At 62.0% G+C, this 20,287-nt stretch carries 19 protein-coding genes and 1 pseudogene; 6 read left to right on the top strand and 14 right to left on the bottom strand.

Translation table 11 applies throughout. The features are described 5' to 3' along the window. Positions 1-2: 2 nt before the first annotated feature. The gene (locus tag NKH36_RS24410) at positions 3-455 is read right to left on the bottom strand and encodes an RbsD/FucU family protein (protein ID WP_192364795.1); all 453 of its coding nucleotides are present in this window, start codon (positions 453-455) and stop codon (positions 3-5) included. A gap of 96 nt (positions 456-551) precedes the next feature. Then, the gene (locus tag NKH36_RS24405) at positions 552-1,610 is read right to left on the bottom strand and encodes an ABC transporter ATP-binding protein (RefSeq protein WP_352960955.1); all 1,059 of its coding nucleotides are present in this window, start codon (positions 1,608-1,610) and stop codon (positions 552-554) included. Between the two features lie 310 nt (positions 1,611-1,920). Here NKH36_RS24405 and NKH36_RS24400 point away from each other — a divergent pair, with 310 nt between their 5' ends. The 3 genes from NKH36_RS24400 to NKH36_RS24390 all read left to right on the top strand — a co-directional run bounded on the left by NKH36_RS24400 (position 1,921) and on the right by NKH36_RS24390 (position 5,735). Further along, the gene (locus NKH36_RS24400; protein ID WP_352964892.1) at positions 1,921-3,585 is read left to right on the top strand and encodes an ABC transporter substrate-binding protein; all 1,665 of its coding nucleotides are present in this window, start codon (positions 1,921-1,923) and stop codon (positions 3,583-3,585) included. 97 nt (positions 3,586-3,682) lie between these two features. After that, entirely contained in the window at positions 3,683-4,804 is a 1,122-nt protein-coding gene (locus tag NKH36_RS24395; protein WP_352960953.1) for a carbohydrate ABC transporter permease, read from the top strand. Between the two features lie 13 nt (positions 4,805-4,817). Further along, positions 4,818-5,735 (top strand): carbohydrate ABC transporter permease, encoded by a 918-nt coding sequence (locus tag NKH36_RS24390; protein ID WP_352960951.1) that lies wholly within the window; start codon positions 4,818-4,820, stop codon positions 5,733-5,735. Between the two features lie 40 nt (positions 5,736-5,775). Here NKH36_RS24390 and NKH36_RS24385 read toward each other — a convergent pair whose 3' ends face one another. Together NKH36_RS24385 and NKH36_RS24380 are read right to left on the bottom strand one after the other, a co-directional pair. Continuing rightward, on the bottom strand, positions 5,776-6,519 hold the full coding sequence (locus NKH36_RS24385; RefSeq protein WP_352960950.1) for a creatininase family protein: 744 nt from the start codon (positions 6,517-6,519) through the stop codon (positions 5,776-5,778). A gap of 5 nt (positions 6,520-6,524) precedes the next feature. Continuing rightward, positions 6,525-6,662 (bottom strand): hypothetical protein, encoded by a 138-nt coding sequence (locus NKH36_RS24380; protein WP_352960949.1) that lies wholly within the window; start codon positions 6,660-6,662, stop codon positions 6,525-6,527. Between the two features lie 136 nt (positions 6,663-6,798). Between NKH36_RS24380 and NKH36_RS24375 the strand changes: the two genes are divergently transcribed. Continuing rightward, positions 6,799-7,821 (top strand): aldo/keto reductase, encoded by a 1,023-nt coding sequence (locus NKH36_RS24375; RefSeq protein ID WP_352960948.1) that lies wholly within the window; start codon positions 6,799-6,801, stop codon positions 7,819-7,821. 106 nt (positions 7,822-7,927) lie between these two features. Here the strand turns inward: NKH36_RS24375 and NKH36_RS24370 are convergent, their stop codons facing one another. The 4 genes from NKH36_RS24370 to clpP form a co-directional block, all read right to left on the bottom strand. Beyond that, positions 7,928-8,200 (bottom strand): HU family DNA-binding protein, encoded by a 273-nt coding sequence (locus tag NKH36_RS24370; RefSeq protein ID WP_023798342.1) that lies wholly within the window; start codon positions 8,198-8,200, stop codon positions 7,928-7,930. 194 nt (positions 8,201-8,394) lie between these two features. Beyond that, complete coding sequence (gene lon / locus NKH36_RS24365; RefSeq protein WP_352960947.1) at positions 8,395-10,806, bottom strand: endopeptidase La; 2,412 nt, start codon at positions 10,804-10,806, stop codon at positions 8,395-8,397. A gap of 310 nt (positions 10,807-11,116) precedes the next feature. After that, positions 11,117-12,391 carry an ATP-dependent Clp protease ATP-binding subunit ClpX gene (clpX, locus tag NKH36_RS24360; RefSeq protein ID WP_029353486.1) on the bottom strand — a complete coding sequence of 425 codons (1,275 nt, stop codon included), beginning with the start codon at positions 12,389-12,391 and terminating at the stop codon, positions 11,117-11,119. A gap of 294 nt (positions 12,392-12,685) precedes the next feature. Continuing rightward, complete coding sequence (gene clpP, locus NKH36_RS24355; protein ID WP_292515229.1) at positions 12,686-13,315, bottom strand: ATP-dependent Clp endopeptidase proteolytic subunit ClpP; 630 nt, start codon at positions 13,313-13,315, stop codon at positions 12,686-12,688. A 336-nt stretch (positions 13,316-13,651) separates the two neighbouring features. Here clpP and NKH36_RS24350 point away from each other — a divergent pair, with 336 nt between their 5' ends. After that, positions 13,652-14,242 carry a hypothetical protein gene (locus NKH36_RS24350; protein ID WP_352960946.1) on the top strand — a complete coding sequence of 197 codons (591 nt, stop codon included), beginning with the start codon at positions 13,652-13,654 and terminating at the stop codon, positions 14,240-14,242. 1 nt (position 14,243) lies between these two features. Here the strand turns inward: NKH36_RS24350 and NKH36_RS24345 are convergent, their stop codons facing one another. Beyond that, complete coding sequence (locus NKH36_RS24345; RefSeq protein ID WP_352960982.1) at positions 14,244-15,347, bottom strand: NAD(P)/FAD-dependent oxidoreductase; 1,104 nt, start codon at positions 15,345-15,347, stop codon at positions 14,244-14,246. Positions 15,348-15,505: 158 nt separating this feature from the next. On the opposite strand from NKH36_RS24345, the gene NKH36_RS24340 reads away from it, so the two are divergent. Beyond that, the gene (locus NKH36_RS24340) at positions 15,506-16,759 is read left to right on the top strand and encodes a cytochrome P450 (protein WP_352960944.1); all 1,254 of its coding nucleotides are present in this window, start codon (positions 15,506-15,508) and stop codon (positions 16,757-16,759) included. Here NKH36_RS24340 and NKH36_RS24335 read toward each other — a convergent pair whose 3' ends face one another. From NKH36_RS24335 to NKH36_RS24315, 5 genes and pseudogenes are all read right to left on the bottom strand, one after another. Next, positions 16,760-17,110, bottom strand: a complete 351-nt coding sequence (locus tag NKH36_RS24335; RefSeq protein WP_352960943.1) for a cupin domain-containing protein — start codon at positions 17,108-17,110, stop codon at positions 16,760-16,762. A gap of 21 nt (positions 17,111-17,131) precedes the next feature. Next, positions 17,132-18,412 (bottom strand): O-acetylhomoserine aminocarboxypropyltransferase, encoded by a 1,281-nt coding sequence (locus NKH36_RS24330; RefSeq protein ID WP_352960942.1) that lies wholly within the window; start codon positions 18,410-18,412, stop codon positions 17,132-17,134. 146 nt (positions 18,413-18,558) lie between these two features. Next, positions 18,559-19,080, bottom strand: a complete 522-nt coding sequence (locus NKH36_RS24325; RefSeq protein ID WP_352960941.1) for a CoA-binding protein — start codon at positions 19,078-19,080, stop codon at positions 18,559-18,561. Further along, entirely contained in the window at positions 19,077-19,853 is a 777-nt protein-coding gene (locus NKH36_RS24320; protein ID WP_352960940.1) for an AAA family ATPase, read from the bottom strand. Before NKH36_RS24320 ends, NKH36_RS24325 begins: the two co-directional genes overlap by 4 nt. A 12-nt stretch (positions 19,854-19,865) precedes the next feature. Then, positions 19,866-20,287, bottom strand: a pseudogene (locus NKH36_RS24315) (VOC family protein).

Raw genomic sequence — 20,287 nt, 5'->3', positions numbered from 1 at the left:
CCCTACTCCGCATCCGGCGGCACGACGCCCTTGCGGAAGGCGAAACAGCCATAGAAGCGGCGCTCGCCGGTCTGGATGACGCAATAGGCCTTCTTGGCGCGCTCATAAAAGGCGTAGCGCTCGACCGAGATCATCGGCCATGCCTTGCCCTCCGCCGCGTCAATCTCCCTTTGCACTTCCGTCTGCACTGCGGGAATCTCGTCCGGCTTGCCGACGATCTCCATGCGGGCGGCCGCGTCGTCGACGAAATTGTCCAGCGGATAGAGCGACAGCACCGCCTTGACCACATCCGCGGCCGGCGCATCGATGCGCAGCAGCCGGCCGAGCACGGTTTGGCGCGCCACCGAATCGGAAGGGAAGTTGGTGTCGGCGATGATCAAATCATCGCCATGGCCCATCGCCCGCAGCGCCTGGAGCACGTCGGCATTGAGCAGCGGATTGATCCCTTTAAGCATAGTTCCCTCCCGAACGGGCTTTTTGATGCGAAACCTGGCGCATGATCCCGAAAAGTGTTCGCGGTTTTCGGATAAGATCATGCGCAATTCAAATCGTTAAAGACGACGGCCGGTCTCTGCGTCGAAGAGATGGACCTGGTCGAGCCGGGGTTTCAGGTGCAGCGTGTCGCCCGGCTTGAAGTCGTGGCGCTCACGGAACAGCGCCACCATCTCGCCCTCGCCGAAGCGCAGGAAGACAAGCGTTTCGGAACCGGTCGGCTCGACCACCGAAATCTTCGCCGGCACGCCTTCGGGGTGGATTTCGAGGTGCTCGGGCCGCACGCCGTAAACGACCTTGCGGCCATCCTCCACCGCGCTGTTCGCAGCAATCGGGAACGGCGTTCCGGCGATCTCGACGACCGGCTTGTCGCCCTTGCGCACCACGCCCTTGAGCAGGTTCATCGACGGCGAGCCGATGAAACCGGCGACGAACAGATTGGCCGGCCGGTCGAACAGTTCCAGCGGCGCGCCGACCTGCTCGATGCGGCCGTCGCGCATCACCACGATCTTGTCTGCCATGGTCATGGCCTCGATCTGGTCGTGCGTGACATAGATGGTGGTGGTCTTCAGCCGCTGGTGCAGCTCCTTGATCTCGGTGCGCATCTGCACGCGCAGCTTCGCGTCGAGATTGGAGAGCGGCTCGTCGAACAGGAACACCTGCGGGTTACGCACGATGGCGCGGCCCATGGCGACGCGCTGGCGCTGCCCGCCCGAGAGCTGGCGCGGATAGCGCTTGAGGTAGGGGTTGAGGTCGAGGATATCGGCGGCGCGCTTGACCCGCTCCGCGACATCAGCCGGATCGGTCTTCCGCAGCTTCAGCGCAAAGGCCATGTTCTGCTCGACCGTCTTGTGCGGATAGAGCGCGTAATTCTGGAACACCATGGCGATGTCGCGCTTGGCCGGCGGCAGATGATTGACGACACGGTCGCCGATGGCGATCGTGCCGCCGGAAACGGTCTCCAGCCCCGCCACCATCCTGAGCAGCGTGGACTTGCCGCACCCCGAAGGGCCAACCAGCACCACGAACTGCCCGTCGGCGATGTCGACGCTGACATCGTGCAGGACCTTGACGGTTCCGAACGCCTTGGCCACATTGCTGATCGCGACTTGAGCCATGGGCCCCCCTTTCGTTGCGGTGAAGCTAAACAACGCAAACGGCGAGGGCAAGTCAGTCTCTTATAGATAAAAACCAATTCTCGTTTGACAGGGCACCTGGTTGTGAGAATAGTGAAAGAGCTCGGGTTATGACCCTATTCCGGGCGCGCCGGCACGCTCGTCCGGGCCACGGAAATCGAAGTGTCGCGGAGGAAAACTTGGGCCGCTATTTCTAGGAGTCGCTGTTGTTGGGGAACACGTCCAGCGCTCCAAACACCCGAAACAATTACCATTGAGATACAATCACTATTGAGATTCTGGGAGGAACGAAATGAAAGCCAGCCTTTACAACCAATTTATGCGCGCGGGTGCCACTCGCCGCGATGTCCTCAAAGGTGCGGCCAGCATGGCCGCGATCGCAGCGGCCTCCGGCGCCGGGCTTGGCGCGCTGACGCGCCCTGCTTCCGCCGCAAGCGAGTTGCGTGCGCAGATCCTGCAGATCCCCGGTGTCGGCAAGGGTCAGCCGACCGATGCCGACTTCCAGCAGGTCGGCGAGCTTTGCCTGGAGGCGACCAAGGCCAACGTCAAGGAAGGCGAATTCGCTGGCGTCCAGCTCACCTTCATGGGTCTCAACAACCAGAACCTGCACAATGTGCTGTTTCGTGGCTTCCTGAAGCCGTGGGAGACCTATACCGGCGCCAAGATCAACTGGATCGACCTGGCGCAGGCGGACTACAACGCCCGCCTGCAGCAGTCGATCGCCACCGGCACCGTCGATTTCGACATCATCGAGATGGGCGCGCCGTTCGAAGGCGATGTCTGCGGCAAGGGTCTCACCTCCGAAATGCCAGACTGGGTCAAGGACCAGATCGACATGAAGGACGTCGTGGCCTATCTGCAGCCACCGGTCGGCACCTGGGACGGCAAGCAGTACCGCGTGACCGTCGACGGCGATGCCCACAACTTCAACTACCGCACCGACGTGTTTGCCGATGCCGACCTCGCCAAGGCATGGAAGGACGGCGGCGGTGGCGGTGAATGGGGCGTGCCGAAGACCTGGCAGCAGGTGCAGGCGGTGACCAAGTTCCTCAAGGGCAAACAGTTCCAGGGCCAAGACGTCTTCGGCTATCTCGACGCGCCCAAAGCGTGGGGCGGCTTCGGCTTCTACTTCCTCGGCAGCCGCGCCAGCGCCTATGCGAAGCATCCCGACGACAAGGCCTGGCTGTTCGATGCCGATACGATGAAGCCGCGCATCAACAATCCAGCCTGGGTGCGGGCGATCCAGGACGTGGTCGACGCGCTGCCTTCCGAGCCTGCCGACCAGATCAACGCCGACCCGAACACCACCGCCTTCCAGCAGTTCCTGGCCGGCACCGGTTCGATGGTCACCTGGTGGGGCGACGTCGGCTCCAACGTCAAGACCAACGACAGTTCTGTCGTCGGCGACGTCACCGGCTTCTCGATCCTGCCTGGCTCCGACGACGTCTATAATTCCAAGACCGGCCAATGGGACAAGCTGGCCAGCGGCCCGAACCATGCGCCGAACTGCGCCTATCTCGGCTGGGGCGTCTACGTCATGGCTCGTGTCGATTCGGATGAAAAGAAGAAGAAGGCGGCCTGGTCTGCCGCCGCCCATCTCGGCGGCAAGGACCTGTCGCTCTGGTGCGCGGCATATCCGTCTGGCTTCCAGCCCTACCGCAACTCCCATTTCGACATTCCGGAATGGGTGGCGGCCGGTTACGACGAGGCTTTCATCACCTCGTATCTGAAGTCGGAGGCCGACAGCTACAACCATCCGAACGCCGCGATCGAACCGCGCATCCCCGGCATCTTCCAATATTACAGCGCCGCCGAGGACATCCTGGCCAACACATTCGCCGGCAAGATGACGGCGCAGGAGGGCGCCGACGCCATCGCAGCCGCCTGGGAGAAGCTGACCGACCAGATCGGCCGCGAAAACCAGGTCAAGCTCTACAAGGCCTCGCTCGGGATGTAGGCTGAGACTAGAGTAAACCGCGGTCCGGCGCAAAATCGCCGGACCGCACCTTGACCGGCAAGCGGTCATAAAAGCCTTCAGTGAACGGACGAGACGCGTGGCTGACCAGACTTTGCCCACCAATGCGTGGCCGGCAAACGCCGCTCCATCCGATCTGATATCGCCGGGTCGCAAGCGGCTCGGCCGGGCGTTGATGGCCGCTGCGACGCTCGGCCTGCTGGCGGTGATCGCAGTTCAGATCCTCTACAAGACAGAGATCGACACCATCGGTTTCGAGACCTGGCGGCCGGTCGTCTATGCCTATGTGCTGTGGGGTGTTGCGCTCGGCGTCGGCCAGGTGCTGACGCGCGGCGAAGACGGCCAGCGCGCGCTGTTCCTGCTGCCGGCGCTGCTGTTCACCATCGCCATGGTGATCTTCCCGACGCTGTTCGGCTTCTACATCGCGCTGACCGACTGGAACCTCAGTTCCTTTTCCGGCCGGAAGTTCAACGGGCTCGACAATTTCTGGCAGATGCTGGCCGATCCCTACTACCGCAACGCGCTGTTCAACATGGTGCTCTACGTGCTCGCGGTGCTGGTCGAATATGTCATCGCCTTCGGCCTCGCCCTGCTTCTCAACGCGCAGATCAGGGCACGCAAATTCTTCCGTGTCGTCTTCCTCATGCCGTTGATGCTGTCGCCTGTCGCGGTGTCGTGGATGATCGGCAAGTCGCTGATGGAATACCGGTTCGGGCCGGCCGCGGCGCTGGCGCGCCAGCTCGGCTGGGAAAACCCGGCCTTCTTCTCCAACCCGATCACCGCCCGCATCTCGATCATGGTGCTCGATGCGTGGACCTTCATCCCGTTCATGATGATCATGCTGCTCGCCGGCCTTCAGGCGATGTCACGCGAGGTGCTGGAGGCGGCCAGGGTAGACGGCGCCAATGCCTGGCAGACCTTCTGGCAGGTCACCTTCCCGCTGATGCTGCCGGTGTCGGTGACGGCGATCATCCTGCGCATCATCTTCAAGCTGAAGCTTGCCGACATCATCATCACCGTCACCTCGGGCGGCCCTGGCGGCGCGACCGATTCCGTGTCGAGCTTCATCTATCGCGAGTATCGCGACCGCTCGAATGTCGGCTACGGCACCATGCTGGCGATGGCTTATTTGATCATCATCATCGTATTTGTGACGTGGCTGCTGAAATTCGCCAATCGCTTCGTGCGCAACGTCAATTGATAGGGGCGGCGACATGAGCGTTCAGACCACCGAGTATGCCGCTTCCGAAATCCGCTCGCCGGCGAGCTTTTTCGCGAATCGCGTCTTCATCTATGGCGCGCTCGTCTTCTGGGCCTTCATCTGCCTGTTCCCGATCTACTGGACGATAACCACCTCGTTCAAGACCGCGGTCGACGTCACCCAGGGCCATCTCATCCCGTTCGTCGACTTCCGGCCGGACTGGAAGGGCTGGCGCTCGCTCGGCCTGTCGCCGGACTCGATCTTCCGGACCTCGACGGTGCGCGACGAGTTCATCAAGCGCTTCATGAACTCCGTCATCACCTCGGTCGGCGCGTCGAGTCTGGCCATTGTCATCGGCAGTCTCGCCGCCTACGGCCTAACCCGCTACCGCTATCACTTCGCCTGGTTCAAGAATGAGGACATCTCCTTCTTCTTCCTGTCGCAGCTGATCCTGCCGCCGGTCGTGCTCGCGCTGCCTTTTCTGGTGCTGTATCGGGAAGTCGGCATGCTCGACACGCGCATCGGGCTGATCCTGCTCTACACGCTGATGGTGCTGCCGATCGTCATCTGGATCATGCGCGACCAGTTCAATTCGATCCCAGTCGAACTGGAGGAAGCAGCCCTCGTCGACGGCCTGTCGATCTGGGGCGCCTTCTTCCGCATTGTCATGCCGATCGCGCTGCCGGGCATGGTCGCCGCCTTCATCCTGGCGCTGGTGCTGTGCTGGAACGAGTATTTCTTCGCCGCACTGCTGACCTCGACCGACGCCAAGACCATTCCCGTCATGGTGGCGAGCCAGACCGGCTCGCAGGGCATCAACTGGTGGTCCATGGCGGCGCTGGCCACCGCCGCAATCACGCCGCTTGCCGTCATCGGCATCGCGCTGGAGCGCTATCTGATCATGGGCATGACCGCGGGCGCGGTGAAGTAGGCCGCCCCTCTCCCCTGTTGTGGGAGAAGGGGAAGCCGCACTAGGCCAAAAGCGTCGCGCGCAGATGACCGAGGATCATCGCGACGCCCTTTTGCCCCAGTTCCGCCGAGGCGTCGGGGGCGGTTGCCGTGTACCATGCCGTATTGTCGGCGAAGCGGCCGGCGTCCACCGCTTCCGGGCATAGCGCCAGCATCAGCGACGTCTCGCCGATGCCGGCATGATCGAACGGATACTGGCCGTTCATTGCTGCCGGCAGCAGCGGATGCACCTGTATCCAGTTGAAGAAATTGACGGCTTCGGCATGTTCGGCATAATAGCCGGCCATCGCCTCGGAGCCCCACCAGCCCTCGCCGCGCTCCTTCTCCAGAAAACGGAAGATCGCCTGGCGGCCAGCGGTCTTGAAAGCGAGATCGGTCGGCATGCCGGCAACAAAATTCTCGGTCTGGTGATGGATGATGGCGTGGATGTTGCGAAAGCCGATGCGCAGCAGGCTGTAGAACAGTTCATCCGCCAACGGCGCCAACGCATTGCCGCCGACCTGAACTGAGCCATTGCCCTCCGGCGGCGCCACCGCGTAGCTCGCTGCGCCATAGTAGAACGGCGGCAGGATGACGATGTCGGCTTCCTTTTCGAACAGCTCCAGCATCTTGACGACCGCCAGCGTATCCATGCCGACGGCCATGTGCTCACCGTGGTATTCGAGCACGCCGAGCGGGAGCACGACGGGCCAGTTTTCGGCGATCGCCTTGCGGATCTGGTGCGGCAGCATCAGCTCGTAGCGCATGACGCCTACTCCATGTTGGTGTGGCCGGCGGCGTCTATACGGCTCTCGCCGATCGGAGCCACCACAGTGCCAAACTCGTCGAGCGCAACCCCGAACAGGTTTTTGCCAGCATTGGAACCGGAGACCTGCCTGAATGTTTGCACCACGTTTTTCCCCGAACGGGTTGTTTTTGCTCATGCTATCACCGTGAAAGTTCGTGTCCAACGGCTCGGAGTGCTTTTGCAGTGTCCCAGGCGTGATAGTGTCACCGCAATTGCGTAGGTGAGGAAACGGCAGGACATGAAGACACGGCATTTCGACCGCATCGGCGATGGCGGCATCACGTTCACGGAACTCGGCTTCGGCACGGCGCCGCTCGGCAACCTCTATCGCGCCGTCTCCGACGAGGATGCCAACGCCACCCTGGAGACCGCCTGGCGGGTCGGCTGCCGTTACTACGACACCGCGCCACTCTACGGGCTTGGCCTGTCGGAAACCCGGCTCAATCCGTTCCTGCGTTGGAAAAAGCGCGACGACTTTGTGCTGTCGAGCAAGGTCGGCCGCATCATGCGCGCCTGCCCGCCAGACCAACGCACCGGCATCGGCAAGTTCTTCGACACGCCGTCGCGCCGCGAGGTCTACGACTACAGCTATGACGGCGTCATGCGCTCCTTCGAAGCCTCTCTGGAACGCCTCGGCGTCGACCGCATCGACATCCTTTTCGTGCATGACGTCGATATCTTCACCCATGGCAGCAAGGAGGCGTCGCGCCAGCGCATCGAGGAGTTCATGCGCTCCGGCTACTACGGGCTGCTGGCCTTGCGTGATCAGGGCGTCATCAAGGCGTTCGGCGGCGGCATCAACGAATGGCAGGTTGCCCAGACACTTGCCGAGCGTGGCGACTTCGACCTTTTCCTGCTTGCCGGGCGCTATACGCTGCTGGAGCAGGAGGCGCTGCAATCCTTCCTGCCGCTATGCCAGAAGCGCGGCATCGGCATCGTTCTCGGCGGGCCGTATAATTCCGGCATCCTGGCAACCGGACCGAAGCCCGGCGCCTACTACAATTATTCCGAGGCGCCGCAGGACATCATCGACCGCGTCACGCGCATCGAGGCCGTCTGCAAACGCCACGGCGTGCGCCTGATCGAGGCGGCACTGCAATTTCCGCTGCTGCACCCTTCGGTCGTGTCGGTGATCCCCGGCGGCCAGCGGCCGAGCGAGGTCGAAAGCAACCGGTCGCTGCTCGACGCGAAACTGCCATCAGCACTCTGGGCCGATCTCAAAAAGGAAGGGCTGATGCGCGCGGATGCGCCGACGGCATAGAGCCGTCCGCTATCATCGCGACAAATATGACCCCACCAAAGTGGGTGCAAAGGAAAAGCCGGGGCATGCCCGGCTTTTCTGGTCTCTGAAAAGGGTAAGAAGGCGCTTAGTTGACTGCGTCCTTGAGGCCCTTGCCGGCCGAAAACTTCGGCACGGTGCGCGCCGGAATCTGCACTTCCGCGCCGGTCTGCGGATTGCGGCCGGTCGAGGCAGCGCGTTTTGACACTGTGAAATTTCCGAAGCCGACAAGCCGGACATCGCCGCCCTTCTTCAGTTCGCCGGTGATGACGGAGAACACCGCATCAACCGCCGACTGCGCGTCACCCTTCGAAATACTCGCGGCATCGGCGACAGCGGACACCAGTTCGTTCTTGTTCATAAAAATTCCCTTCCATGAGAAACCGGAACGTACGACTCATCCGGCAGGAAACGGACTTTAGAAAGAAGCGCTTCCGCAACCAAGTCGAAAAGCGTCAAAAGAGTCGAAAAAACCCCGGAATTCCGGGGTTTTTCACATGAAAAAGCCGGGCGCTAGGCCCGGCTCTCTCTTGTGCATTGCAACTTTAGCGGATGCTAATGAGCTAGAGACTTGCTGGCGTCGTCTCCGGCATCCACCGCAGCCGGCGCATTGACCGGTTCCACCCACTCGATCGGCTCCGGCATACGCACCAGCGCATGACGCAAGACTTCACCAACCCGCGCGACCGGAACGATCTCCATACCGTTCTTCACGTTGTCCGGAATCTCCGCCAGATCCTTGGCGTTGTCTTCCGGGATCAGCACCTTCTTGATGCCGCCGCGAAGTGCTGCAAGCAGCTTCTCCTTGAGCCCGCCGATCGGCAGTACCCTGCCGCGCAGCGTGATCTCGCCGGTCATCGCCACATCGGCCCTGACCGGAATGCCGGTCAGCACCGAGACGATCGCCGTCGCCATCGCCACACCCGCCGACGGTCCGTCCTTGGGCGTTGCGCCTTCGGGCACGTGGACGTGAATGTCGCGCTTGTCGAACAGCGGCGGCTCGACGCCGAAATCGATAGCCCGCGAGCGGACGTAGGAGGCCGCCGCCGAGATCGATTCCTTCATCACATCGCGCAGATTGCCGGTCACCGTCATACGGCCCTTACCTGGCATCATGACGCCTTCGATCGTCAGCAACTCGCCGCCGACTTCCGTCCAGGCGAGCCCAGTGACAACGCCGACCTGATCGTCGGCCTCGACCTGACCGAAGCGGAAGCGCGGAACACCAAGGTAATCGGCGAGATTGTCCGCCGTGATGTCGACCGTCTTCTTCTTCGTCTTCAGGATCTCGGTCACCGCCTTGCGGCCGAGCTTCATCAGCTCGCGCTCCAGGCTCCTGACGCCCGCTTCACGAGTGTAGGTCTGGATGATGCCGCGGATCGCGTCCTCGCCGACGGAGAACTCCTTCGGCTGCAGCGCATGATCGCGGATCACCTTGGGCATAAGGTGGCGCTTGGCGATCTCGATCTTCTCGTCCTCGGTGTAGCCGGCGATACGGATGATCTCCATGCGGTCCATCAAGGGCGCAGGGATGTTCAGCGTGTTCGCCGTCGTCACGAACATCACGCTCGACAGGTCGTATTCGACCTCGAGGTAGTGGTCCATGAACGTCGAGTTCTGCTCGGGATCGAGCACCTCAAGCAAGGCCGACGACGGGTCGCCGCGGAAATCCTGGCCCATCTTGTCGATCTCGTCGAGCAGGAAGAGCGGGTTGGACTTCTTCGCCTTCTTCATCGACTGGATGACTTTGCCGGGCATCGAGCCGATATAGGTGCGCCGGTGACCGCGGATTTCGGCCTCGTCGCGTACGCCGCCCAGCGCCATGCGGATGAACTCGCGGCCCGTCGCCTTGGCGATCGACTTGCCGAGCGAGGTCTTGCCGACGCCGGGAGGTCCGACCAGGCACAGGATCGGCCCTTTCAGCTTCTTCTGGCGGCTCTGCACGGCGAGATATTCGACGATGCGGTCCTTGACCTTGTCGAGGCCGAAATGGTCGGTGTCGAGCACGTTCTGCGCGAAGGCCAGATCCTGCTTGACCTTGGAGTTCTTGCCCCACGGTATCGACAGGATCCAGTCGAGATAGTTGCGCACGACGGTCGATTCAGCCGACATCGGCGACATCGTCCGCAGCTTCTTCAGCTCGGCTTCCGCCTTTTCGCGGGCCTCCTTGGAGAGCTTGGTCTTCTTGATGCGCGCCTCGATCTCGGCGGCCTCGTCGCGGCCGTCCTCGCCTTCGCCGAGCTCCTTCTGGATCGCCTTCATCTGCTCGTTGAGGTAGTATTCGCGCTGCGTCTTCTCCATCTGGCGCTTGACGCGCGAACGGATGCGCTTCTCGACCTGCAGGACGGAGATTTCGGCTTCCATGAAGCCCATCGCCTTTTCCAGCCGCTCCTTGACCGAAAGCGTGGCGAGCATCTCCTGCTTCTCGGGGATCTTGATGGCAAGATGCGAGGCAACCGTATCGGCGAGCTTGGAATAGTCGTCGATCTGGCTGGCGGCACCAACCACTTCGGGCGAGATCTTCTTGTTCAGCTTGACGTAGTTCTCGAAGTCGGTGACGACGGAACGGGCCAGCGCCTCGACCTCGACCTCTTCCTCATCCGGTTCGACCAATGCCGCGGCGTGGGCCTCGTGGAAGTCGGAACGGTCGGTGAACGAAACGATTTTCGCGCGCGAGGCGCCTTCGACCAGCACCTTCACGGTGCCGTCCGGCAGCTTCAGCAATTGCAGCACATTGGCGAGCGTGCCGATGTCGAAGATGGCATCGGACTCGGGATCGTCATCGGCGGCATTCATCTGGGTCGCAAGCAGGATCTGCTTTTCCTGACCCATCACCTCTTCCAGCGCTTTGATCGACTTTTCACGCCCGACGAAGAGCGGAACGATCATGTGCGGGAACACCACGATGTCGCGCAGTGGGAGGACTGCGAAGACGCCGTCGCTGGGAGCCTTGGATATTTTGGCCATTGTCCAACCTTTCATATCGCGACCGCCAATCGGCCAACCGCGAATCTCATATTAACGACCGAGGATCGTTCCGCCTACCACCGTTTGTGACGGGAGTTTTACAGCACAGAATTCAGCACCCCGGCCTTCCTCAGTTAGTTGGAGGCACGGGGGGCAAAGATCAAGGGTCAACACGAAACCGTTCATCCAATCTGTCACAATCCGTCCATCACACAATCTGTCACAATCCGTCCATCACAAGTCGGCCGTCCGCAAAACAAAACGGCGCCTCACGGCGCCGTTTGAAGAATTTCCACTGCAGAGGCTCACGTCAGGCGCTGACGTTGCCCTTCTTTTCCTTCTGCTCGGAATAGATGTAGAGCGGCCTGGCGTTGCCGGACACCACCTCTTCCGAAATAACCACTTCGCGCACGCCTTCCAGCGCCGGCAGCTCGAACATCGTGTCGAGCAGGATCGCTTCCATGATCGAGCGCAGGCCGCGCGCGCCGGTCTTGCGCTCGATAGCGCGCTTGGCGATCGCCGACAGCGCATTCTCGTGGAAGGTCAGGTCGACATTCTCCATCTCGAACAGCCGCTGGTACTGCTTGACCAGCGCGTTCTTCGGCTCGGTCAGGATCTGGATCAGCGCCGGCTCGTCGAGGTCCTCCAGCGTCGCCAGGACCGGCAGCCGGCCGACGAACTCGGGAATGAGGCCGAACTTCAACAGATCCTCGGGCTCGACCAGGCGGAAAACGTCGCCGGTGCGGCGATCCTCGGGCGACGCGACGGTGGCGCCGAAGCCTATCGAGGTCTTGCGGCCGCGATCCGAGATGATCTTGTCCAGCCCAGCGAAGGCGCCGCCGCAGATGAACAGGATGTTGGCGGTGTCGACCTGCAGGAATTCCTGCTGCGGATGCTTCCTGCCGCCCTGCGGCGGCACGGAGGCGACCGTGCCTTCCATGATCTTCAACAGCGCCTGCTGGACGCCCTCGCCCGACACGTCGCGGGTGATCGAAGGATTGTCCGACTTGCGCGAGATCTTGTCGATTTCGTCGATGTAGACGATGCCGCGCTGGGCGCGCTCAACGTTGTAGTCGGCCGACTGCAAGAGCTTCAGGATGATGTTCTCGACATCCTCGCCGACATAGCCTGCCTCGGTCAGCGTCGTCGCATCGGCCATCGTGAACGGCACGTCGATGATGCGGGCGAGCGTCTGCGCAAGCAGCGTCTTGCCGCAACCGGTCGGGCCGATCAGCAAAATGTTGGACTTCGCCAGCTCGACGTCATTATTCTTGCCGGCATGAGCGAGGCGCTTGTAGTGGTTGTGGACGGCGACCGACAGCACGCGCTTGGCGTAGGGCTGGCCGATGACGTAATCGTCGAGAACCTTGAGGATCTCCTGCGGGGTCGGCACGCCCTCGCGCGACTTCACCATCGAGGTCTTGTTCTCCTCGCGGATGATGTCCATGCAGAGCTCGACGCATTCGTCGCAGATGAACACCGTCGGGCCGGCGATCAGCTTGCGGACTTCGTGCTGGCTTTTGCCGCAAAACGAGCAATAAAGCGTGTTCTTGGAATCACCGCCGTTGTTGCCGACCTTGCTCATTTTCATGTCCTTTCATAGCCGCCCGCCGATGGTCTGGTTGAAAGGGCGCATATCTCAATCTATCGCGGGAAATCGCCGCCGCCAGTATTCCGGCTCCCGCAACGCATTCCGTACGAAACACATATCAGAAAACGTCGCAATGATTCGCACCAACCCCGCACAAAGCTAAGCCGTCGAAAATCAACATAGGCTTAACCTAGGCAATTGCTCCCGTCGAGGGAACAGCCAATTGTGGCCGAAATGCCGCAAGCGGCATCAAAAGCGTGTTTTCCCACTATCCAACTGCCACCGGGCTTATGTGGCAATACCTTCGATCGGCTCACGCGACGAAATGACCTTGTCGATGAGGCCGAAATCCTTCGCCTCGTCGGCGGTCATGAAGTGGTCACGGTCGAGCGTCTTTTCAATCTCGTCGTAGCTCTTGCCGGTGTGCTTGACATAGACCTCATTGAGGCGGCGCTTCAGCTTGATGATGTCCTGGGCGTGGCGCTCGATGTCGGACGCCTGGCCCTGGAAGCCACCGGAAGGCTGGTGGACCATGATGCGGGCGTTCGGCGTGGCGAAGCGCATGCCCTTCTCGCCTGCGGTGAGAAGCAGCGAGCCCATCGAGGCGGCCTGGCCGATGCACAGCGTCGCCACCGCTGGCTTGATGAACTGCATGGTGTCGTAGATCGCCATGCCCGAAGTGACGACGCCGCCGGGCGAATTAATGTAGAGGTTGATTTCCTTCTTCGGATTCTCTGCTTCGAGGAACAGGAGCTGCGCGCAGACCAGCGTCGCCATGCCGTCCTCGACCGGACCGGTGATGAAAATGATGCGCTCTTTCAGGAGCCGCGAGAAAATATCGTAGGCCCGCTCGCCGCGATTGGTCTGTTCGACCACCATCGGAACGAGGTTCATGTAGGTTTCGACGGGGTTCTTCATGGACTATCCCTTATTGAAGATGGGATTCCGGCGCCGGGAGATTAGCAAGTCGGGCAGAATCGGTTCTGGATCGTTGTCCTGTAAATAGGATGTCGGCTCACCCTAGCGCAAGGCCGACCCTCCTAGCCATCCGGTTAACTCGAATCAAGGTTTCTGCACAGAATTCGCCCGAGGCGAACGCCGGCAGCCATCTGCTGCTCTTCAAGCGGCGCGGCTGCGTAGCAGTTTCTTAACCGCGTCGCTTAACGAAACATCTCGAAACTGCTTTCCCGCGATGCGGCTTCCCCTACAATTCAACGTTGAGCTTGCGCTGAAGGTTCAAACAGGGGGAGTGCCATGATCAGGAAAACTGCTTCCTCGGCCATCGCCAGCCTCGCCGTTCTCGGCATGGTGTCCGGAACGGCTGCCGGCGGACGCGCCGTCGACTGCTACGAGCAGGTCAACAGGCCGTTTGTCTACGAAACCGTTTATGAAAACGTGCTGGTCAGCCCCGGCGGCCAGATGGTCGACTACGACCCACCGATTTATGGCACGGTTGAGCGCGTCGAGCAGATCGCACCGCCCCGCGTCACATACGAGGTCGTGCCAGCCATCACCCGCAGGATCTACCACACGGTCAAGGTCGACGATGGCGGCTATGCGTGGGAATGGCGCGTCATCCACGGCCGCAAGGTGCTGTGCAAGGTCTGGCGCAGGGCCCGCCACGCGCGTGTCGCCGAAACAATCGTCGTTGAACCCGAGCGCACCCGACGGGTTGTCCTCCCAGCCGAGTATGAGAGCGTTGCCCGAGAAGTGCTGGTGCGACCGGAGCGGCGGCGCATCACTGAGATCGCGCCGTCATACCAGAGGGTGGCGCGCCGGGTGATGGTGCAGGAAGGCTCGACCAGGTGGCGGCGGGTGCATATCCCAAAGCATTGCCGGTATTAGCTCAGGCCACCTCCGCCCTTAGCCATGCCTTCAACCCCGCGATATCGCCGTCGCCGACGGCCGCCGCTACGCGCCTGCCGACCGCTGCGCCGAATTTGTAACCATGGCCGGAGCAGGCCGAGACAACAAGACATTTGCCCTTCTGGTGAGCCAGGAACTTCTCATCGGCGGTGAATGTGTAGGCGCAGGTGACGACTTCGGTCACCCCGTACTCCTCGATGCGGGCGATCGGCGCCGAAAACAGGTTGCGGATCGCCTCGCCCTCGCCCGGCACCGGCTGGCGGTTCCAGTCGGCATCGCTGGTCGGCACTCTGTGCAGGCCCGAGCCGAATTTCATGCCGGCGCCGCCGGACGGCGGGATCACGTAGCCGTCGACGGCGCCGCCGACATTGAGGATGACCGGGGCTGTCTGCCATGCCGCCTTCAGATCCGCCGGCGGTTCGACATAGGCAAGCGCGGTGCGCCAGGTCTTCAGGTGGCCGCCCAGTTCCGGAAACAGTTTCAGCACCCAGGCGCCGGCGGTGACGACAATGCGGTCGGCCTGCATCGTCTCGCCGCTTTCAAGCACGATGCGGCCGGCCCCGGCGTCGACCTCAACCACCTTGCTGTTTTCGTATACGTTGGCGCCGCTGGCGCGCAGCCATTTGGCGAGGCCGGCGGCGATCCTGCGGCAATGCAGCGCACCGCCGTCCGGCGAAAAATACGCGTAGCGGAACGAGCCGGGCTCCAGGAACCGCCAGCGTTGGACAGCGGCGTCCGGCTCGAACAGTTCGAATGGGTAGTTCCCGGCTTCCATGCCTTCGCGGTATTCCTCGGCTTCGTCTCCCGGCTCGCGTGAAATGCAGATGAAGCCGCGCGGGTCGAGATGGTTTTCGCCGAGATCGGCCCACATTTCGTCCCAGGTCTGATAGGCTTCGGTGATCAGCCGGCCATAGCCCGCCGCTGCACCATAGGCGCGGCGGATGATGCGATGATGATCGCCCGAAGCAGCAAGCGGATTGGGAATCGACCCCTGCTCAACGATCGTGACCCGGTGCCCGGCCTTGACCAGCGACCACGCCGTCGAAAGCCCCGCAATGCCTGCGCCAACCACGATCACATTCATCAAGTCAGTCTTTCCGCAGCCGCTTCGGCTGGCTCAACGCGCTTCTGTGCATGTCGTTATCCCAAAACCGCATCACACTTTTGGGCGACACGCATCAGATTGCAGGGGGCCAACATACGGTCTGGCATCAAGCTGGCAAGCCGCGTTAATTGTCTGGCATGACCAAATTGATGCTGACCTATCTTGCCTTCGATTCCTCGACCCGCCATGTGCGACTGGACCCGCACGAGCCGGCTTTCTACCAGAACCCCTATGAGGCCTATGCCTTTATGCACGGCGCATCGAACGCCTTCTTCTGGGAAGAGTTCGGCTTCTGGTGCTTTGGCGGCTTCGACGACGTCAACCGGCTGCTGCGCGATCGCCGCTTCGGCCGCCAGAACCCGGCCGGCATCCCTGACAGAAGGGGCATCGGCCCGGACCGCACCCATCTCAGCGCATTCGACGGCATCGAGGCCAATTCGATGCTGGAGCTGGAACCGCCCGTTCACACCAGGCTCAGAACGCTGGTCAACCGCGCCTTCGTCTCGCGTCACGTCGAACGGCTGAGGCCTCGCGTCAAGGCGCTCGCCAACGAGCTGATCGACCGTTTCGAACCGGACCAGGCCGACCTGCTGCCAGCCTTCGCATCGCCTTTGCCGATCACCATCATTGCCGAGATGCTCGGCGTGCCGGTCGAGATGGGGCCGCAACTGCTCGACTGGTCGCATCAGATGGTCGCCATGTACATGCACGGCCGCACGCGCGAAACGGAAGAGACGGCCAATCGCGCCGCGCGCGAGTTTTCCGATTTCCTGCGCGGCTATGTCGCGGACCGGCGGAAGAAACCCGGCGACGATCTGTTGTCGCTGCTGATCTCGGCGCAAGACGGTGGCCAAAAACTCTCGGAGGACGAGCTGGTGTCCTCGGCCATCCTGCTGCTCAATGCCGGCCACGAGGCGACCGTTCACCAGACCGGCAATGCGGTGCGCTCGATCCTCGCGCAAGGTGGCGACCCCCGCCGCTTCTTCGTTTCTGCAGAAGCCACGGCAGCGACCGTCGAGGAATGCCTGCGCTTCGACGCGCCGCTGCACATGTTCACGCGCTATGCCTATGAGGAGATTGAGGCCGGGCCAGGCGTGATCGTGCGGCCGGGCGAGACGATCGGCCTGCTGCTCGGCATGGCCAACCACGACCCGGCTGCGTTTGCTGAGCCCCTCGCCTTTCGGCCGGATCGCGCGGACCAGAAGAACGTCTCGTTCGGCGCCGGCATTCATTTCTGCATCGGCGCGCCGCTTGCCCGGCTCGAATTGCAGGTATCGCTGAAGAGCCTGTTCGAGCGCCTACCGCGGCTGCATCTCGCCGAACAGCCGCGCTTTCGCGACACCTATCATTTCCACGGGCTGGAAACGCTCGCCGTGCACACCGGACGGTGATCAAAGATTGATCACATACTCCTTGCGCGTCGTTTCAAGCACTTCCCAACTTCCCTTGAAGCCCGGCCTGAGCACGAAACTGTCGCCGGCCCTGACGGTGCGTGCCTCACCGCCCTCCTCGGATATGACCGAGACGCCGGAGAGAATGTGGCAGAACTCCCACTCGTCATACTCGATGCGCCATTTGCCCGGGGTCGCCTCCCAGATGCCGGCATAGAGCCCGCCGTCGCGTTCCTCGACATTCCAGGTGCGAAATTTCGGATCGCCAGAGATCAGGCGATCCGACGCCGGCGCGCCAAGTTCCGATTCGATGCTGTCGACACCGATGGAGATGAATTTTGGCGCGTTCATGGAAGCTCCTTCCAGCAGGGATCAGATCTTGGCGAGGGCCTGTTCCAGATCGGCGACGATGTCGTTGACATCCTCGATGCCGACCGAAAGCCTGACCGTATCCGGCCCAGCGCCTGCCGCGACCTTCTGCTCGTCGGACAGCTGCCGATGCGTGGTCGATGCCGGATGGATGACCAGCGACTTGGTGTCGCCGACATTGGCGAGGTGCGAGAACAGTTCGAGCGCCTCGACGAATTTGATGCCTGCCGCATAGCCGCCCTTCAGGCCGAAGGTGAATACGGCGCCGGCGCCAAGCGGCGAGTACTTCTTCTGCAGCGCATTGTTCTTGTCGCTGGGCAGGCCGGGATACGACACCCAGGCCACCTTTGGGTGGTTGGACAGCCAGCCGGCGACGGTGACCGCATTGTCGCAATGGCGCTGCATCCTGAGCGGCAGGGTTTCCAGCCCGGTCAGGATCAGGAATGCATTGAAGGGCGAGATCGCCGGGCCCATGTCGCGCAGACCGAGCACGCGTGCAGCAATGGCGAAAGCGAAATTGCCGAAGGTTTCGTGCAGGACGAGACCGCCATATTCGGGGCGCGGCTCCGACAGCATCGGGTATTTGCCGGATTTCGACCAGTCGAAGGTGCCGCCGTCGACAATCGCGCCGCCGATCGAATTGCCGTGGCCGCCGATGAACTTGGTCAGCGAATGCACGACAATGTCGGCGCCATGCTCGATCGGCCGCACCAGGTACGGCGAGGCCAGCGTGTTGTCGACAATCAACGGCAGGCCGTGCTTGCGGGCGATGTCGCCGATCTTCTCGATGTCGACGAAGACACCGCCCGGATTGGCCAGGCTCTCGATGAAGATCGCCTTGGTCTTTTCGTCGATCTGGCTCTCGAAGGTCGAGATGTCGTTGGTGTCGGCCCAGCGCACCTGCCAGCCGAAATTCTTGAAGGCGTGGCCGAACTGGTTGATCGAGCCGCCGTAAAGCCTTGTCGCGGAGACGAAATTGTCGCCGGGCTGCATCAGATTATGGAAGACGAGCACCTGCGCGGCATGGCCCGACGCCACGGCCAGCCCTGCCGTGCCGCCTTCGAGCGCCGCGATGCGCTCTTCCAGCACCGCCTGCGTCGGATTCATGATCCGGGTATAGATGTTGCCGAAGGCCTTTAACCCGAACAGCGAGGCGGCATGGTCGGCATCATCGAAGACAAAGGAGGTCGTCTGGTAGATCGGCGTGGCACGCGCGCCGGTCGCCGGATCGGGCTTGGCACCCGCATGGACGGCGAGCGTGTTGAAACCGGGCGTACGGGTCATCGAAAATCTCCCTTTTGAACCTTCTGGAAATCGCCGGGCATTCTTGGCGAAGCCCGGTGGCGAATGCAAAGAAGAAAATGCCCGTCGATGCACGTTCCGTGACCGAGGCACGAGAAAATGCGCCAATTACCGGAATAACTTTCCGTCTACTTCTGGCGAACGCCGAAGCTCTGGAATCCCGGCCGCATCAGCGGCTTCTTCGACGACAGCACGCCTGAGTTGACGCCGGTCCAGCCGATTTCGCCCGACAGCTTGCCATATTCGATCTTGGGGCAGCGGTTCATCACCACCTTGATGCCGGCGGCTTCGGCGCGCGCGGCCGCCTCGTCATGGCGCACGCCAAGCTGCATCCAGATGACTTTCGGCAACGGATCGAGCCGCAAGACCTCGTCGACGACGCCCGGCACTGCCGCGGAGCCGCGAAAAACGTCGACCATGTCGATCGGCTCGGGAACATCTGCGAGCCTGGCATACGTCATTCGGCCAAGGATTTCCTTGCCGGCCTGTCCCGGGTTGATCGGGAACACCGAAAACCCCTTGCCCAGCAGGTATTTCAGCACGAAGTAGCTCGGCCGCACATCATTGGCGGACGCACCGACCATGGCGACGGTCTTCACCGAATTGAGGATGCCGGCGATATAGGCATTGTCGTAGGCGTCGTGGTTCATGCCTCGTCCTCATACAGAGCTTCGGCGAGAAAACCATCCGGGTCGTTGCAGAAACTGCGCATCATGCGGAATTGATCGGTATCGTGAAAATCGGTCGGGTCGAGGCCGAACCGGCTGATGCGGAACAGCCGCGCGCCGGGACAGGCCATCAGCAGAGGCGAATGCGTCGCCATGATCACTTGCGCCGTGCCTGATAGATCCATCCGCCGCAACATTTTGAGAAGCTCGATCTGCCGCGTCGGCGACAAGGCGCTTTCGGGCTCATCGAGGATGTAGATGCCTTGCCGGCGGCAGCGCTCCTCGAAGAAGCGGATGAAACCCTCGCCATGCGACCAGGACAGGAAGTCGGGCGGCGCCGCATGGGCGTCGATGGCGGCCTGATCGAGATAGCGGGCCACGGAGTAAAAAGATTCGGCGCGGAAGAACCAGCCGGCGGTGACCTTCGGCAGCCAATGGCCGCGCAGCGTTTCCGCCAGTGCCGCGCCGCTCTTGTCGATGGCGCGGGAGTGGTCGATGGGCATGTAGCCCTTGCCGCCACCTGCCTCATCATATCCGGCCAGCGCGCCGATCGCCTCGAGCAATGTCGATTTGCCGGTGCCGTTCTCGCCGACGATGATGGTGATGGGCGTGGTAAATTCCAGTTCGAAATCGTGGCTGCGAAAGATCGGCAGGTTCCAGGGATATTTTTCCCAATCTGCGACCCGGGCTGGCTCTATCAGGATGCGCTTGAGATAGGGCGCCTTCAGCCGCGTCAGTTGCTTGCGATATGCCATCTGGAAGAGGGATCAGCCCGGCAGCGAGATGCTGCCGTCTTCCGCGATCGGAAAAGCCGGATTGTGCGCCACTTCCCAGACATACCTTCCGTGTCGGCGAAATAACCGTACCAGCCGCCCCAGAAGGCGCGGCCGGCCGGCTTGACGATACGACCGCCGGCCTTCTCGGCCATCGCAAGCACGTGATCGACTTCCGTGTCGGAGCGGGTGTTGTAGGCGAGGTAGATCGCCGACGGCGCCGTGCCGAAAGTGACGCCTGAATCCGCTTCGGCGCTTGCGCGCGGAAACAGGCCGAGAATGACGCCGCCCATCTGGAAGAAGGTGACGCCGTCGGTGATGCCGGCATGGCGGGTCAGGCCCATCCCCTCGTAGAAGCGCGTGGCGCGCTCGAGATCGTCGACGGCGATAGTGACGATTGAGATGCGGGGTTCCAT

The organism is Mesorhizobium sp. M1312 (genome assembly GCF_040318115.1).
Classification (GTDB): Bacteria; Pseudomonadota; Alphaproteobacteria; order Rhizobiales; family Rhizobiaceae; genus Mesorhizobium.
The sequence above is the reverse complement of the archived record's forward strand: the minus strand, read 5'-3'. Positions and strand labels throughout refer to the sequence as shown.